16 protein-coding genes are annotated in these 17,310 nt (G+C 36.1%); 15 read left to right on the top strand and 1 reads right to left on the bottom strand.

The window, feature by feature from the left end:
- Nucleotides 1-597: 597 nt before the first annotated feature.
- Nucleotides 598-1,719 (top strand): hypothetical protein, encoded by a 1,122-nt coding sequence (locus JFU50_RS28370; RefSeq protein ID WP_201225258.1) that lies wholly within the window; start codon nt 598-600, stop codon nt 1,717-1,719.
- Between the two features lie 1,047 nt (nt 1,720-2,766).
- Here the strand turns inward: JFU50_RS28370 and JFU50_RS28375 are convergent.
- Nucleotides 2,767-3,669, bottom strand: coding sequence for a hypothetical protein (locus JFU50_RS28375; protein WP_056520352.1), 903 nt, complete (start codon nt 3,667-3,669; stop codon nt 2,767-2,769).
- A gap of 682 nt (nt 3,670-4,351) precedes the next feature.
- Here JFU50_RS28375 and JFU50_RS28380 point away from each other — a divergent pair.
- From JFU50_RS28380 to JFU50_RS28445, 14 genes are all read left to right on the top strand, one after another.
- Nucleotides 4,352-5,602, top strand: a complete 1,251-nt coding sequence (locus tag JFU50_RS28380; RefSeq protein ID WP_201225259.1) for a ParM/StbA family protein — start codon at nt 4,352-4,354, stop codon at nt 5,600-5,602.
- Nucleotides 5,603-5,656: 54 nt separating this feature from the next.
- Nucleotides 5,657-6,130: a hypothetical protein gene (locus JFU50_RS28385; protein ID WP_201225260.1), complete on the top strand. Its 474-nt coding sequence runs from the start codon at nt 5,657-5,659 to the stop codon at nt 6,128-6,130.
- Nucleotides 6,131-6,586: 456 nt separating this feature from the next.
- Nucleotides 6,587-6,727, top strand: coding sequence for a hypothetical protein (locus JFU50_RS28390; protein WP_200964763.1), 141 nt, complete (start codon nt 6,587-6,589; stop codon nt 6,725-6,727).
- 416 nt (nt 6,728-7,143) lie between these two features.
- A complete protein-coding gene (tnpA, locus tag JFU50_RS32090; protein ID WP_201225261.1) occupies nt 7,144-7,530 on the top strand; it encodes an IS200/IS605 family transposase in 387 nt (128 codons plus the stop codon).
- 130 nt (nt 7,531-7,660) lie between these two features.
- Complete coding sequence (locus tag JFU50_RS28400; protein WP_201225262.1) at nt 7,661-8,788, top strand: hypothetical protein; 1,128 nt, start codon at nt 7,661-7,663, stop codon at nt 8,786-8,788.
- Nucleotides 8,789-8,800: 12 nt separating this feature from the next.
- A complete protein-coding gene (locus tag JFU50_RS28405) occupies nt 8,801-9,130 on the top strand; it encodes a CagC family type IV secretion system protein (RefSeq protein ID WP_235565972.1) in 330 nt (109 codons plus the stop codon).
- Between the two features lie 17 nt (nt 9,131-9,147).
- Nucleotides 9,148-9,543 carry a hypothetical protein gene (locus JFU50_RS28410; RefSeq protein WP_201225263.1) on the top strand — a complete coding sequence of 132 codons (396 nt, stop codon included), beginning with the start codon at nt 9,148-9,150 and terminating at the stop codon, nt 9,541-9,543.
- Nucleotides 9,536-10,195, top strand: a complete 660-nt coding sequence (trsD, locus tag JFU50_RS28415; protein WP_201225264.1) for a TrsD/TraD family conjugative transfer protein — start codon at nt 9,536-9,538, stop codon at nt 10,193-10,195. The genes JFU50_RS28410 and trsD overlap by 8 nt, the downstream gene beginning before the upstream one ends.
- 24 nt (nt 10,196-10,219) lie before the next feature.
- Nucleotides 10,220-12,193: a VirB4 family type IV secretion system protein gene (locus JFU50_RS28420; RefSeq protein WP_201225265.1), complete on the top strand. Its 1,974-nt coding sequence runs from the start codon at nt 10,220-10,222 to the stop codon at nt 12,191-12,193.
- 14 nt (nt 12,194-12,207) lie between these two features.
- Nucleotides 12,208-13,560 carry a type VII secretion protein EssB/YukC gene (locus JFU50_RS28425; RefSeq protein WP_201225266.1) on the top strand — a complete coding sequence of 451 codons (1,353 nt, stop codon included), beginning with the start codon at nt 12,208-12,210 and terminating at the stop codon, nt 13,558-13,560.
- Nucleotides 13,561-14,613 (top strand): lysozyme family protein, encoded by a 1,053-nt coding sequence (locus tag JFU50_RS28430; protein ID WP_201225267.1) that lies wholly within the window; start codon nt 13,561-13,563, stop codon nt 14,611-14,613.
- Nucleotides 14,614-14,625: 12 nt separating this feature from the next.
- Complete coding sequence (locus JFU50_RS28435; protein ID WP_201225268.1) at nt 14,626-15,222, top strand: hypothetical protein; 597 nt, start codon at nt 14,626-14,628, stop codon at nt 15,220-15,222.
- Between the two features lie 32 nt (nt 15,223-15,254).
- The gene (locus JFU50_RS28440; protein WP_207198905.1) at nt 15,255-15,746 is read left to right on the top strand and encodes a hypothetical protein; all 492 of its coding nucleotides are present in this window, start codon (nt 15,255-15,257) and stop codon (nt 15,744-15,746) included.
- Nucleotides 15,721-17,310 carry a VirD4-like conjugal transfer protein, CD1115 family gene (locus JFU50_RS28445; protein ID WP_342366378.1) on the top strand — a complete coding sequence of 530 codons (1,590 nt, stop codon included), beginning with the start codon at nt 15,721-15,723 and terminating at the stop codon, nt 17,308-17,310. Before JFU50_RS28440 ends, JFU50_RS28445 begins: the two co-directional genes overlap by 26 nt.

Consider the following 17,310-nt stretch of genomic DNA (forward strand, 5'->3'; position numbering starts at 1 on the left):
TTAACAACTTCCCATAAGCTCGATGCCTTCTTGCACATCTCACTCATCCATAATAAGCTGTGCAACTTTTTCTTGTTTGACGTTTCCTTTCACAATGTGCACAACCCCCTATATTTAATCTAAGATTTTTTAAAATTTTTTAATCAACCAACCTTTTACACCTCTAAATCATCAACAAAATTTCAGCAAAAATTAGGAGCCCACACAAAATAGTGCCTAAATTTATCTCTTTTTGTTCTAAAATGAAGAAAAATGACGTTTGCTCTCACACAAACTTGCACACATTTCTGTGCAAGTTTTTTTATTCTTGCCCATTTATGGATGGACTATTTTATGAAAACACTGATATATCAACGTTTATCCTAATTTGCTTATCTATCAATTCATGACGTTTCCTTTCACAATATGCACAAATCGTGTGAAAAAATGACGTTTCCTTTCACACAAAAATATTTAGAGTTTTTTTCAATCCCTTGCCCCCCAAGGGATGAGCACACGTTGTGCAACTTTGAAAATCCCTTAATAAAGGACACCATTTCCTGTTTTTCCATTCTGCTATAATTCAAACTAGAAAAATAGACGAGAGGAGGGCCTAAAATGAAAGAATCCAGAATAAGAATCGATGGTTTTAGAATGCATCACGCCATCTTAAAAGAATTCCATTTTCTTCGTGATCAGTCATTTGAGCGCCCTCCTGCCTCTGCCTATGTCGTATATATGACCATGTTAAACCAATTACAAGTAGAACAAAATCAACGAGGCATGCTTAAGGAATATAATCTTTCTTACTGGGCAAAGAAACTTGGAATCTCTTATTCTACCCTTTGGGGAGGAAAAAAGTTTTTAGAAGATCATCATTTTGTAAAAGAGGAAATCCACGAGGGGTTACCTGTTATCGTGTTAAAAGATGTTGATAAGTATAATACACCTGAACTTAATGGTGTATCTCTTAACTACCTAATCATACCGCATGCCCTTTTTGAAACGAATATTTTAGCAGAATTCGTACGTACCTCGAACCCGGAGGGTATCGAACTTCTCTTATCCTTACTTAACCAGTTTCGGACTGGTCTGTCTTTCAGCAAGACAGGTGAAATGGAGAAAATAACACAAGAACGGACAATGAAGACACTTAAACTTCAACTAAACAAAAATGCAAAAGGGGTTCGTAAAACTTTAAGCGTTTTAGAAGCTCTTTTTTCCATCGAATTCACAGGGATAGAGGTTCGCGGCAAGCAAATATGGATTAAAAAAGCCTTCTTTTCCTTGAAGCCGGAATGTGTGGAAGAAAACACGGATGAATTCAATGTCAACTCACTCATGGCAAAACTATCAAAAGAGCTCACCTACTTCTTTGATGGACATCAAATTAAATTTAAACCAAGAGACCAAATCGATGTCATGATTTCCTTTAAGCAGGAAGTAATGAATAAACTGAACTATCTTATGGATGAGGACTATGAAAGCTTCACCATACGTGATCGATTCATGAAAAACTTCTTTTTACAAACAATGGATCAGATAGGAATTCATATACATACAGAAAAACAACGAAAAGGTTCTTTCCATTTCTACTCGATTGGCGCCTTTTTCAGAATGGCCTTTAGAAAGTATCTTCCTGGGGCCTTAAAAAAGATTCCTTATGAATTAATCCATGAAGCCAAAATCAGAGAATACACCAAAACCGGCCAAGCACCAGAGCTACACGGTGTAATTTAATAGCTTAACCCAGCCTTGTGAAAAAATAAGACATTCACAGGGCTATTCGAATATACTCAAAAAAAATATTGAAGTATTCCCTTCTAACAAAAGTCTTTCCTTCACTCTTCTGTCACGGTTTCTGGCAGATTTTCTGAGAAGGATTTTTTTTTACGTCTAATAGTTTCCGAATGTAGCCTTGTGTAATAGTGGATATTAAAAATACCATCCTGTGAATATGTAAATAGTAAAAAAAAAGCCCTGTGTATATGTGACTTCTATTACATACTATATGTGGGAAAGTGGAAACTCTGTTAAAACGACTCTTATAAATGGCTAGAACCCTTGTCCCTCAAGGGATATACCTAACAATTGAAAAATGCCTATTACTTCTGTTTCTTTTATTAAATCTGTATTCTCTTATTAAATATGCTTTTTTATTAAATTTGTTTATTTACGAAATAAATCACTTCAAACAGAATTTAAACTATTAGATTATTAAGAAAATACACTCGCTATAAAACAATGTGACATTCAAAAATTACATATTGAAAACTAATGAAAAGATTAATCAACCATATTAGTTAGATTAAGGTTCATTTATTATAAATTTTATACAATCACCAGAAGCAATTAATTGGGGCGAGCTTAAAACGGCAACTATGAAAATTCAGCACAAGTGAAATGAGCAGACATTCTATAACACCTTTGACAAATCGCTTTTCACCAAAAATTTCTGCAAGTAATACCTTAAAAAAGAAAATACTTTGTAAAAAAATTAGACCACCCAAGACGGTGGCCTAAACTTATATCCTTTTCCTGCATTCAACGTATTTAATTAAGGGGCAAGGCCCCCCTTTCCCCTTTTACTTGCTATAAAGCTCTAGAGAGCTCATAGAGAAGCTATAGTCCATCTTTGAACTTCATAAAACCAAAGGACACCCTTATTCCTAATTTAATCTAGAAAATGAAATGTCCATCTTCCAGAAAGCGCACTACATATAAGAGTTTGGGGGAATGCAATTTTTCTTCTTACACCCTAGACCAAAAACAAATGAAAAAGAACTATTAATCTTCCATAGTTTGTTCTAATACTTCCCTTTCATTTGTTAAAAGTGCTGTTTCAGATTTTAACCTTTTTTCTAAAGCAAGTGATTCTTCTTCCATTTGATTAATCTTCTTTCTTATTGTATTAATTTCTTCAATGAACTCCACTTCTATATGGTCAGCTTTGATATCCCTTTCATCCACTAGTATGTCAGATTCTAAATTCAGAGTATCTTCTGTATTTTTTTTTGCAAAGAAAGAGAAAAACCCTGTATTTTTCTTTTGCTCCAAACTTTTTCGTAATACATTCGCTGCTTGTCGATCCATTTTTCGATTTAACCGATGATTTTTAATCTTTTCTTCGATAACTTCAATTTGTCTTTGTTTATCAGCTATTCCAGTTCTCCTTCTCAGCAACTCCACTTCAAGTAGATTGATCGTGTTTTGTAGCGTGAAGGTTCTCATCATTACATTCTGCCTTCTATCAAATTCCGAGAATAATTGATCTAAGGTATCCTCATTATATTTACTTCCTTTTGCTTTTCCGCCATTTTGTTGAGGAATCGATTTTAGCGATAACTTAACTTGAATATCGGAGATTGTTTCTCCCCTCTCAATCGCCAGTAAAGTCATATAGATTTTAAAAACTGTGAGAAATGGCAATCGCTTCTTTCTACCTTCTACATAAATCTCTAAGTATCCCTCTAGCATCCTAACGTAATACCTTAACGTCGAATTAGCGATATTAAAGATTTTATCGGAACAATCGGTGGTTGAATACATGGCATTCGGATCCAACTCTAGTATATCTTCATTAAATAGTTTGGCACTGTATTCCTTATCAAGTACCAACGAAGTGAATAAAGCATCATCACGAAGTGCTTCTGTAATGAAATCTTTATTGGCCTGGACTCTGTTTGTCACGATAACCCTCCTCTTAACGCTAGTTTAACTATAGCTTATTTTTATCTACCTATCGCTAAGCGTCAATTTATCTGTATCTATAGTTTACCTACTAGATAAAGACTAATCAACTAGGTTTGTTTGCTTTAATAGAAATAATGAACGAATTCGATCTATTTTAATCTAGTCTAGATTAATCCGAAAGTACAATAATAAACAATCTAGTCTAATCTAGTTTAGATTTTCAGTGAGTTTCTTCTACATTTCTTGCGTTAAATAACTGATAACGCTAATCTAACGGATGATTAATTTAATACTAAACTAGTCTAATCTAGTTTAGTATGGCTTATATGAAGGGATTTCTCCCTATACCTCCAACGTTAAATAACCGATAACGTTAATTTGACGATAAATAGCAATAACGTGGAATGGCTTAGCGGTAACTTGCGGATAATTATCTTGTGATAAAAGAAGTCAAATAACCGATAACGTCAAATTACCGCCAAATATATAGTTGAAATAAAACAACTACTTATAAAGGTTTGTGTTAAGTGTTGAGGTAGCGCTAATTTAACGATATTATGTTAGCGTTGGAATATCGATAACGTCAATTTAGCGCTAGTTTTTCGTTGACTTTAACAGGAATTCTCTATATATTGGATAGTAAGTAGACTAAACTAGATTAGTCCGAAGGAGGAAGATCATGACAAAACTTGATTTTTTATTTAAAGAGGATTATTTAATTGCAGGAGTGGATAGTGGGAACATTTCTAATAAAATTACGTATATCGATCAAAAAGGAAATGTTGTTTCATTAAATATCGCGAGTATTATCGGAGAAAACGCAGAAACGACTGCCGAAGATATGCCAGATGAAAGCGCAGATAAATCTTTTCCTGATGATATGATCCTTCATTTACATATTAAAAGTAAAGCCTTACCAAAGAATCGAACAAATGCTTATTATACAGTAGGGGAATATGCTCAAATTTCAACAAATGACAAAAATAATTTAAGAGAAACTAGCAGTGATGCAAGAGATAAATTAGGGAATGAAATCCATGTTGTAACAACTTTAGCGGGATTAGCCTTAGCTGCTTGGAAATCGGGTAAGACCAATAAGGTAGACGTTCCATTGAGTTTTGGGCTTCCAATAGAAGAGGCCAAACAGGCGTCTTCCGAAAAAATTAACTTATATATGGGTGAGCATGAAATTACTGCAATAAAAGGGCCTTATAAAGGAAAAACCATAACCATTAACATTACGGATGTTCAGCTTAATGTGGAAGGCGTAACGAGCTACTTAGCATTGGCCTTTGATTTAGTGGATGGGGAAGTGGTGGAAACTGAATTTTCATCACAAATCCATGATGAGTTTGCCATAGCTGATTTAGGAGCTGGAACATTGGATTTAGCTCTTTATGATGAAAATGGTTTAAATTCGACTAAATCTACAAACCATCTGATAGGTACAAATAAATATATTGATTTAATCATGAAAGAAGCAGCGGAACTAAAGGAATTCGACAGCATACGTGCCCGTTTTGAAAGGGTGAATAAAACTCCTAAGATTTCGTTTACACGTGAAGAATTCATGAGGAAGTTCATCAAGCCGGAAATCAATAAAATGGTTTTAAAACCTAAATATTCTCCTGTCTTTAAAGCGACCTGGCAGTCCAAAACAGCAGATATCACAAAAATTGTAGATAAATATACGAAAGAATATGCCGAAGAAGTGAAAGATAAAGTCATCCGGTATTTTGTTGATACAAACGTTGGGCAAATGATTATCGTCGGGGGAGGGCTTCTCTTCGCCTATCAATACCTAGCGGAACTTAAAGATGAAGATTGTCTATTTCCTCCGAATATCGATCAAGCCAGTTTCTTTACAAGTAAGGCATATCTCTTGAAAAATATTATTGCTGAAATTGAAAAACAATCAATTGAAGCATAAAAATTCAAGGATAGGAGCATCTTCTTTTAGTAGTGATACAAGGTGGTGGTAACGTTGTCCAATAGAAAAATCACTCCAGGTCGGGGAATTCAATATACCCCAAAAACCTCGATAAAATGGGCTAATGAATTTAATGAGTTGGTAGACGGCTTTAAAAGCAGAAATGAACTCATTAGCGCGCTTATTGAAGATGGATTAAAGGTTCGGAATGGATCTTATAAAGAACAAGGTATTTACCTTCCACTAGACACCTTTGCTAATGATCAATTAGCACTTTTGAAAACGGAGGAAGGGCAAAGGATTCTTTATAATATCGTGTCTTTAATTGTAGGGAATCCCGAAGGGGCGGCGCTTGCCCAGCAAATGGTGCAGCCGGTATCCCAGAAAAGTCAGCTAGCTTCCTCACCAATCGTTCCATCTGAAGCGCCATTGAATCATGAAGAGGATACTAAGGAAGGTAAGGGTCAATCAAACGAAGCCCTTTCTAAACTATTGAAGTTGGGGAAGATGACCAATTTAAAGGGATAAAACATTTTTAAAAATAGAGCTCAGATATATGTAAGAGGCTGATTCAAAAGGTCGTTGAATAACGACTAATTTGATCAGTTTCTTTTTTTGTTAATCTTACACCCAAATCAAATGGAAAGAGCCCTTTTTATCTAGAAATTTATATATAGGGGGTTCCATAGAGCGGCTGGATCTTTATACAAAGTTCTCAACGCAGGACGTACATTTTATATTCGGAGGTTTTATCAAAATTTGTATTACAGTAACATTGGAAAATGTAAGCGTTTTCTTTTATAATGAAAACAGGCAAATGGTGTGTGGCCATCCTGGTATCTTGGCGTAGGCGGAGCCAATGCTATATTTCTAAAAATGATGACTGATTAAAAAATTACTATTTCTAAACAGAAATGTAATGAACTTTAAAAACGTGAGTGCTTAAATTGATGATATAAAAGATAAAGTAAAGGGGAGGAAAAGATGGAAGAAGAAAATAAAACCCTATTTGTCAATTTTATTCAGGAAGATCGATTTGAACTAAACTCCTACCTTAATTATTTATTTAACCAATTTAATGAATATGTTCCAAAGCATATGGACGACATTATGATGATAGAATAATAACGATAATATAACAACAAAAATACGCAGCTGTATTATTCCTTGAGAATAATACAGCTGCGTATTTTTGTTTTCTTTCTTCTCAAAAGAATATTTTTACCGGTATGAGCTTATTGAAATGAAAGTTCCATGTAGATCGAAATCAGAATCTAACTCGTTATTCTAGCCAGAAAAGAATAGACCGAGGAGTAGAAAAAAGGATAATAACAAGACTAAAGTCTCTAGAATACTAACCAGAAAAGTTAGGGTTATATGACTACGAATCCCATCAAAAGGTTCATTTTTTGTAATTTTTTGGCTAATTTAATCAATAAAAGGAATATCGCTGGTAAAATAAAAAGCAAGAGAAACGTCAAAGGTATTGCAATAGCATCCTTTTTAGTGGGGAGGGAAAATTGTTTGTGTATGAGATACAGATGAACAAATATCACGTGAGTTTCTTGCAATATCATATTACCTTTTTCACAAAACACTTCAGGTCCCTACAAGATGAGGAAAAGACTTTTATTAAAAAATATTTTCAATCCGTATCGACCCGTCATGAATTTAAAATATTGGAAATGGATATCAGGGAGTGCAGAGTGAATTTAATCATCCATTGTAAGACCACTCATTATATACCCAATATCATGAAAGCTCTTAAAGGGGGTTCAGCACGGTTCTTGTATAAGGCGTTTCCAGAAACTAAATTAAATTACAAAGGTAGCCTATGGGAGCAAAAGTATTTTATAGCAACCGAGGATACGCAACTGGATAAAATGGTTCAGCGGTATAGGGATGTAAACAAGCCCATTCAGAATTAAAGTGGGGAGATTGATTTTTACAATTTTTCACATGTTTTGGGTGAATTAATGTTATTGAAAGTCCTTTTTCCTAGGCTAAGTTGTTTCATTCTGAAAAATCATTTCGATCCAGGAAGGAGATGATCTTGTTATGAGAAATGATTCGATTGAAAGATTGGTCAACGATTCCATGCTTACGATTGCTGACTCTATTCTACAAATGATTGAACAGTCTAAACAAAAAAGTTTAGATAGGAAAAGTCAAAGTCCCATGAACCAGGAAAAGAAGAGTATGAAACAAGATTCCACTTCTTGGTCAACCAAAGAGAAGACAGAGGCTGAGTATGAGCTATATTACGCCATGATAAAGGAACGTCACCCTCAGTTATTTGAAATAAAAGGGGATTCTATTGAAACATTCCCAGTCGATAAGGAAAAAAGTGCTTTTTTCATCCTGAAGGATAAAGATACATACTTCGGGGTCTATAAACAAGAAACTAAGGAAGCGCACATCGTCACACCAGTATTTCCAACCAAAGAGGACCTGCTTCAAAAAACACTCGGAACCTCCCAATTCGAAAAGTTTAGAATGCACTCATTCTTCCTTGTGGAAGATGGAAAAGCATTCTCCCTCCATGACAATAAACAACTTCGGCTAAATTTAGCAAAATCTTATAAAACCCTAACAACTTATGAAAATATCGAACAAGCACGCTCTTCTGTTGTAAAAGAGGAACTTAAAAATGATCCTAAACTTAGAAAACAATCTCTACGCAGGGCTTTAGAAGAGCATTTTATTCCTTCAGATCTTTTAGGTAAGACCGTTACAATCCAAAATATTTCAAATGATGATCAAGGGACAAGGCTATCATTTGTAGAGAATCAAAAAGAACGAGACGTATGGTTGCCTGACATTGCAGAAAAATGGATCGAAAGAGTAAGAGATAACCCCGGAATGAAAGTAATGTTTGATGAAGTTATCATGGATAGTCGTTTTATTGCAGAAGGTTTCCTTGCCTTTTATGGTATGGAAATAAATAAAGAAAGCCAAGCGAGACAACATGATTTTGAAGTGATTTCAAATCAAGATGGCTCGTATATTGGGAAATTGAGTGGCAATGGCAAAGTGAAAAAAGTTTCCCCTTACTTCTCAGAGAAAGAGGCCGAGAAACAGTTGGGAAATTTAAATACCCATATTCAACTAGAAAAGCAGAAAGAAAGACAGGAAAAAGCGGTGGAAACCGATATTCAATTCAAAGAAATTAGGGAAAACGACTAAGGAGGAAACATAGTGAAATCGTTAAAAAAATTACAACTCTTACTGATGTTTGCTGCAATTCTTTTACTTTTACATATCGCCCCAGATCAAGCATCTGCAGCAGCTAATGTATCAGCAAAAATCAAAGAGGGACTGAAACAAGTTCAAACATTGTTAACGGGGCTTGTTGTTACAGTCGGCATCTGCGTATCCATCTGGATCATCATTAAAAAATTACCAGGCGTGGATGATCCTCATACAAAAAACGAAATGTTTCGTGGAGTAGGAATGGCTTTGGCAGGGGTAGGGTTAGCAGCCGCAATCGTATGGCTTGTTCCTTGGATGTACGCGTTATTCGCTTAATAGAGGTGAACTAGATGATGGCAAAAGAGGAGCTTAGAGAGGCTCTCAAAGAGTTACTTGGAGAAGAAGACAGTCGCAAGGGGAAAACGTTTGTTTTCCCTGATAATGTCGATCGATCGTATAACATTGTTAAAGGCTTATCATTAATGAATTTCTTTAGATTTATATTACCGGCCGTCGTTATTTCCGCCATTATCTTGCTCATTCCACCTTATTCATTGGGATTTATGATGATTAAATTATTCTTTATGGCCCTTTTGCTGTTAGGCTCTTTTACCTTTGCTGTTTTACGGCCCATATCTTCTCGGCCCAATATCACATATAGTAGCTATTTAAAACGAATTATTCATTACAACAATAGACAGAAGATGTTCTTTATTAAATCGAATAAAAGGGATGATTTCCGTGGTTAATCATAATAAGAAAATGAATAAGGAAGAATTTGACTATGAAGTAGAAACCCTGATAAAAAAAGGAGAATCGACAATTCAAGACATAAGTATTATAGAAGGGATATACAAAGACTATGTCCTTTTGAAAAATGGTTATCTGACGTCCATTCTGCAAGTGAGTGGTATCAACCTAGATTTGTTGGCGGAGTATGAACAGAATCGTTTATTTGAAGATTACGGTTCATTCTTAATGAGTCAAGTCCATGATCAATTACAAACCATATCGATGACGGTTCCAGTGGATTTCCGTTCCTATAACTTAGGTTGGAAAAAACGCTATTTGCATGAACTAGAGGATAAGGAAAACACAGGTAATGAATACAAGCGAACCCTAATCACATCGTACATCGATCACTTCCAAGGGATAAGGATGAAAGATGAAATGTCGACAAAACAACATTTTGTTGTCATTAGGGAGAAAATGAATAAACGTACGTTCCAAGATTTAGAACGTGCTGAAATTATTCTAACAAAAAAGGTGGAGGAAATGACAAACTCCCTGCGTTCCACTTTTGAGTCCTACGATATGACGATTAGAAAATTGTCTGAGAAGGATACGTTAACGTTGCTATACAGATCCTTTGATTTTGAAATGTCAAAACTATACGGATAACCGGTTCGGAAAGGAGTAAGTCAAATGCCTTTTTCTTTAGCTACTTTATTTTCTTTAATAAAACGTGAAAATAAGCAGGACGAACAGGTGAAACAAAGTCCCGAAGACATTTTACATGGGATGTTAGAGACCGAAGAACTTAATTCCATTTATCCTTTTGTCTGGAAGGAAAATAAGAATTATATCGAAAGTGGTGGCAACTTTATTAAGGTGCTGGCTGTCGTTGCTTATCCTAAAGAACAAAAAGGGAACTGGCTATCGGATCTGAAGCGGTTAAAAGGAAACATATCCTTTGTCCAGTACCTAGAACCGTCCAATTCAGAAGGCATGATTAGCTATTACAATGACTCTATTAAAAATAAAGATGCGGAACTATTAAAAACAAGAGATCCAGCCACTCGCATCAGGTTGCAATCCGAACTGGAAAGCGCAAAATATCAACTAAATCAGGTATTATCAAACCGTTCTACCTTTATGTATCTGTATACATACATCTTCATACAAGCTGCATCCTTAGAGGATCTGAAGACCTTAGAAGACAATGTCCAGAGGATTCTAACAAAACTAAGGATGAAAGCTCTAAACCCTCATTACGCAACACCGATGGCTTTCTGGTCGGCTCTGCCTTTAGGGGATAACCAATTAAAGGATTATACCTATCAGATGTGCAACAGTGAAGCGGCCTCTTCTTTCTTTCCGTTCGATGATTCAGAGATTTGCTATTTATCCCCGACGGCACAGGTGGAAGGGATCAATAAGACAACCAATTCATTGGTTGCGATAGACTATTTGGATACACAACGTACATTAAATCAAAATATGGTGGTCATTGGGACATCAGGTGTTGGGAAATCTACCTTTATGGTTCAAAAGATTCTTCGCTGCTACGCTATGGGAATCAAGATATATATCATTGATCCAGAAAATGAGTACTCCCATATTGTGAAAATTCTTGGAGGTGAAGTTGTTCATCTCAGTAGTAATAGTTCAACGAAAATCAACCCTTTGGAGATATTCTCCACAGAAATTACGGACACCGAAGATTTTAATGATGATTCGGAATTCATAAGGGACCTTGTTAAACAAAAGGTTCAACGTCTTAAGGCCTTTTTCAAAGTTTTAAAAGCAGACTTATCCCAAGTTGAATCTAGTATTTTAGATAAGGCATTGATCAACCTTTATAATCGTTTTTCCATTAATGGAAACAGCAATTTTACAAGTTTAATGGCAACGGACTTCCCTATTCTAGAGGACTTTTATGAGGATTTAGGTACATTGAAGGAAAATGATTTAGAACGTTATGAAAAAATCCAGGATTTTTATTTTATCCTGGAAAGTTATGTTCATGGATCTAACTCGTTATTTAATGGGCATACGAACGTGAATATCAATAACTCGCTATTCTCTTTTAATCTAAAATCCCTACAAAATGAGGTGGATGTACAGGCTGCATGTTACTTTAATATCTTTGGTTTCCTATGGGATGAAGTGACGAAAACGAAAGAGGAATTGGTGTACCTATTTATTGATGAATTCCACTTCTTATCAAAGAACCCGGATTCGATGAGATTCTTTTATCAAGCGTATAAACGATTTAGGAAGTATAATGCCGGCGCTATCGCAGGCACGCAACAAATTATCGATGTACTCGATACCGAGGATAACCTAGGAGCAGCTATGATTGAAAATAGTCACACAAAAATATTTTTTGGACTGGACAATAAGGGTGTTGATGATGTGGTTAAAAAAATTAATCTATCATTCTCCGATGAAGAGATTTCCTTATTACGAGCGAAACGTCAGGGAGAGGCATTAATTGTTTACGGGTCTCAACGTGCCTTTATTCGGGTTGAGCTCACACAAGAAGAGCTACGTCTTTGGAATAAAAAACGGTACTTTGAAAAATATGGTTTAGATCCTGATGAAATCCCTGATTATGAGGCAAGGAATGAAATGACTCCCATTGAAAAAGAAGAAGTTCGAAATTTTGTTCTGTAAAGGGGGAGACAACAGTGAAAATCCAATTATTTGAACTCGGAACGTTATTCATCCTTAAAAATAGGCACTATCGTTTAGAAATTGCGACAAATCAGGTGTTGGCTGAACGGGTAGAGGACCTTGCAGAACTTCAGGAAGAACATCCGTATTTCTTTACACTGAAAGATATAAAAAAAGAAAACGATCGCTTGATTCTTGGTTATGTATTGGATGAAGGGTACCAACCTCTACAAATAGCAAAATCATATTCAACCGTATTACGGCTTGCTTTATTAAATCAGTTGCTAGAATTGGATCCTTTACACAATTTTAATGAGAAAGTGCTGATCCACCCAAGAAACATTTTCTTTAAAGATATGAAAAAACTAAAGTTTCTATACAGAAGCAATCAATGGTTGCCCTTTGAAGGCCATATTGAAAAACTAGAACAATACAAAATTCTAACCCTATCTATGTTTTCCCGTTTTTCCTATGAAAAGTATAAACGGGAAAAAGAAAATCTGCTTAAAAAGGAAGAAGATGAATTTTTCTTCCGGATTGAAAATGCTGGCTCCGTTGAGGATTTGAAAGAGCTGATTGCGAGTAAACTTCAGGAGGAGGAAACGCTGCATTTTTTCGGATTAGAAGCGGAAAAACAAAAAATCAAAAAGCAAAAGAGGATTCTGACAGGGATTTCTATTGGGATCTCTGCTGCAGTCTTTACTTTGGCTCTTTTTCTTCAACAAATAGCAGTCAAGGAAGCTGAAACGGTTTATGCAACAGAACTTGAAAAAGCTGAACAAAAATCAACATTTTATAAACTAGTAAGTGAAGACAAATATGATGATGCCCTTTCCTTGTTGAAAAAAACGGGTGGTTCAAAAAAAGAGTTTGCGAATCTTTACTTTGAAAAAGGTGAATATCAAAAGGCAATAGAGGCAGACGATAACTTGATAAAGCCTAGTGTGGAAGTCTTATATAAAGCGAATAAAAAGGAAGAAATACTAGGATTGGAAGCAGAAAGTGACTATCTGGATATCGAAAAGAAAATAGTAAGCTATGATTACAGTGTTTTGCTATCGATGCAGGCATTTACAAAGGATGAGGACCAACAACTTCGAATCGGACAGGCTTTTGCTGAACACGGGGATTTAACAGATGCCAACGATCTCAATAAGAGGTTAAAAAACAAAGAATTAACGGTTACGATCAGAAAAAAGGAATTGCAAAACCAAGTGACTCATTTAGAAGAACAAATAAAGAACCTCAAGAAAAAGAAAGGCAGGAAATCAAAAGATATTAAGGAACAGCTTGATCCAAAGAATAAGGAGCTCACAACATATAAAACAGAACTTGATAAACTTGATAAGAAATTGGGGTTTAATTAAGTGTCCGCAACAGTTGCTGTGAAGGGAACCGTTTTTGTCGTTCGGTACTGGAAGGAAATTACGATAGGCGTCGTATTCTCCTTAATATTAATGGCAGGCTTATTACTTGGAACTAACTCTCAAGAGGAACCAACGGGATATATTAACTCGCCATTTGGAAAGGCTAATGTTCCACCGCATATTGAACAATGGAAGAGCCTGGTTCAAGAATATACGACGAAGTACGGAATACCGGAATACACAGATTTTCTACTTGCCCTCATGTATCAAGAATTAGGAAATTCACAAACCTTGGATATTATGCAAAGCTCTGAATCTGTTGGGTTACCGCCAAACGCCATTCAAGATCCGATAATGTCCGTGAATTTAGGGGTTCAACATTTTAAATCGGTGTTAGAGGATGGACAAAAAAACGGGGTGGATTTTCCAGCTATAGTTCAGTCATACAATTTCGGTTCTGGTTACCTGAGTTTTGTTTCTTCTAACGGAAAAAAACATTCAGTTGAATTAGCCCAACAATTCTCATTGACCCAAACTGAAAAACAAGGATGGAGTTGTTCGGATTGGAGGGCTCCTTACTGCTATGGAGACTATACGTATGTGGAGAAAGTGATGGGAAATTTAATGCCAACAGGAATTGTTGTAGGTGGGAAAGATGTCTCCCCATTAGGGGAACAAGCATTTAATGCGATTATCTCAGAAGCGAATAAATATGTTGGCTGGCCATATGCATGGGGAGGTTCGGATCCCCATAGAGGATTCGATTGTTCAGGATTTACACAATGGATATTTGCTAAAGTGGGTGTAAAGCTACCACGAACTGCTCAAGAACAATATGATGTGTCCTCGAAAATCCCGCCATCTGAAGCAAAGCCAGGTGATTTTATCTATTTTACTGGAACTTATGAGACCAACAAATATATCACACATGTCGGGATTTACATAGGAGATGGCAAAATGTTTGATTCTAACGGTTCGGGTATTGGAATCCATGACATACATTCATCTTACTGGAAATCTCATTTAGCTGGTTTTGGTAGAGTGTCCCATTAGGAGGAAAACACCTTGAATAAATTTTTCGCTACGTTGTTAGGACTATCCATCCTAGCGAATATGATTTTAGGATTTATGTATGTTGGTCAAAAGACCATGATGACTCAAGCCGAAGATCAAAATAATGAAACAAAAAAAGAGATGGTTCAGTTGAAAAGTAAAGTGAATGAAAAAGACAAGGACCTGAATACCTTTCAAAGGAATGCAACCTATTATGAAATTGAACATAGTGAAGAGGTTAAAAGCTTTGTAGATGAAACTTTTAAAGGACTATTTAATTACGATAACAAAAATTATGCTGCACGTTTTGATCAGGTCAAAGACCGGCTAGCAGAGTCCGTTATTTCAAAATTAAAAGCTTCAGGAGAAATGGGAAGTATGGAAATTGAATTCAAAAATGAAGTGAAGTCTTTACATGTTTATTTAAGTGCTGTTGAAAAAGACCAAGCAAAAGCGCTTGTAATGATGGAAACACAATACTCGGTAGGTGGCAGTGCATTCCCAAGGAAAAATCAAATGTATGAGGTCACGATCGCTTTGGATGGAGAGAAAAGGCAAGTTGATAAATTAGAGTTGATGGGGTCCTTCGAACCTTTTGAAGAGAACTGAGTGTATCGAATGTTTTGCCGGATTTGCTGAGATTGAAAGTAATCATAAAGGAGTGGATCCTTTTGAAAGTGATGGGAATACGCCTGTTGTTAATGGCCTTTTTATTAGCCCTATTTGAACTGATAGTAATCAACATAGCGGGGATCCTTCCATTTCTTGCGGCACATAAAGCCAACATATCTGGTGCCCCGTTTATGGCCTTTGTAACGGAAAACCTCATGAACCCTATTGGAACATCTACAAACATGATTGAAAAAAAGAATCCACTTTTCTTCATTGGTAGTGCCGCTGTAATCGTATTAGCTGTCTTCATGGTTTTTTTTACGAAGGGTGGAAAGGGTAAATATGAATTAGCAGATAAATACGGTGTTCATGGTTCAAGTAGATTTGCTCAAAATCACGAAATATTTACGCATGGTGAGACGGTTGAGGTTCCAGCAAAACAACTAATGCAGGATCTTGAAACGAGTATGCTAGATTCGAAAGGGGAGAAAGGAAGTGGCTTGCGATTATATGAAAAATAATGGAATCATAACAGGCGTTTTAAACCATTCAGTGATTGTGCAGCCTACGGATTCAAATCTTCCAAACAGAAACCACTTTGTAGTCGGGGGCCCTGGTTCATCCAAAACACAAGGGTATGTTGTGCCCAATGTGTTACATGAAAAAGAATGTTCCTTAGTGGTAACGGATCCCAAAGGCGAGGTCTATGAACTAACTTCCGAAGTCAAACGTAGACAAGGCTATGAAGTCCATGTGGTGAATTTTTCAGAAATGGGATTCTCAGATCGATATAATCCCTTCGATTACGTTAGAGAGGAAATACAGGCTTCCACGGTAGCGAATGCCATTATAGCTTCTAAAAATGACCCGAAACGAAAAGATTTTTGGTACAATGCCCAATTTAGTTTGTTAAAAGCACTTATCTTATACGCTGTTCATGAATTACCACCCGATCAACGTAACATGACGGGTGTGTTAGATTTTTTACAGGAATTTGACCCAGAAGCAAGTAAAGACGGAGCAAGTGAGCTAGATGGACAGTTTTTAAGAATGGACAAATCACATCCAGCTAGAAGGGCGTATGAGTTAGGATTTAAAAAATCCCAAGAAAAAACGCGAGCGAATATTATTATTTCTTTACTTACGACGATAGGTGACTTTACTTCAAGTTCGGTTTCTCGATTTACAAGCTTTTCAGACTTCTTTTTAGGCGATGTGGGAAAAAGGAAAATGACCTTATATGTGATTATTCCCGTTATGGATTCTACATGGGAAGGGTTAATTAATTTATTTTTTAACCAAATGTTTCAGGAGTTATATAAAGTAGGTGCTCAAAACAGAGCAAAGTTGCCTCAACCAGTGATCTTTATTTTAGATGAATTTCCGAACTTAGGGAAGTTTCCCGACTATGAAAAATTCTTGGCAACCTGCCGGGGCTACGACATTGGAGTACTTACCATCGTTCAAAGCATCACTCAATTGCAAGAGAAGTATGGCCGGGAACAAGCAGAATCTATTTTAGGGAACTGTGGAACAAAAATCTGTTTAGGGAATGTCAATGAAACAACGGCTAAATACTTTTCAGAGTTAATGGGGAAAACCACCGCAAAAATGGAAACTGGTTCAATTTCAAAATCAAAAGGACAATCATCCAGTTCGTCTTCTTCCTCAAGCTATTCTTATTCAGCACGCAACTTGATGAATGTTGATGAAATTTTAACGATGCATAAAGATGACGCTATTGTAATCATCACTGGAAAACACCCAATAAGGGTTAAAAAAGCCTATCAATATGTCCTGTTTCCAAATGTAACGAGCTCATTACGTGTAAGCCAATTAAGTTATCAGAATAAACCATCACAAGAATTGTTGGATTGGCTTGAAGGGAAAAGAGAGGAATATGACGAGTATTTTAGATCAACGGAGCGGAAAGAAGCATTAGAAAAAGCGGACGTTGAAATGCATGAGAAACAGGTCGGAAAAGCTGTAAAAGAGGCTGAAAGACAAGAAGAACTGGCCATGAGTTTCTTTTCTCAAATGAATACTACTTCAAGTACCAATCCATCAAAAGAAGGGGGATCTTAA

This window comes from Peribacillus sp. TH14 (assembly GCF_016651145.1).
Lineage (GTDB): Bacteria > Bacillota > Bacilli > Bacillales > DSM-1321 > Peribacillus > Peribacillus butanolivorans.

Coding starts and splice junctions, on each gene's coding strand:
- JFU50_RS28370 (WP_201225258.1), top strand. CDS start 598: ATGAAAGAATCCAGAATAAGAATCGATGGTTTTAGAATGCATCACGCC.
- JFU50_RS28380 (WP_201225259.1), top strand. CDS start 4,352: ATGACAAAACTTGATTTTTTATTTAAAGAGGATTATTTAATTGCAGGA.
- JFU50_RS28390 (WP_200964763.1), top strand. CDS start 6,587: ATGGAAGAAGAAAATAAAACCCTATTTGTCAATTTTATTCAGGAAGAT.
- tnpA (WP_201225261.1), top strand. CDS start 7,144: ATGAACAAATATCACGTGAGTTTCTTGCAATATCATATTACCTTTTTC.
- JFU50_RS28400 (WP_201225262.1), top strand. CDS start 7,661: ATGAGAAATGATTCGATTGAAAGATTGGTCAACGATTCCATGCTTACG.
- JFU50_RS28410 (WP_201225263.1), top strand. CDS start 9,148: ATGGCAAAAGAGGAGCTTAGAGAGGCTCTCAAAGAGTTACTTGGAGAA.
- JFU50_RS28420 (WP_201225265.1), top strand. CDS start 10,220: ATGCCTTTTTCTTTAGCTACTTTATTTTCTTTAATAAAACGTGAAAAT.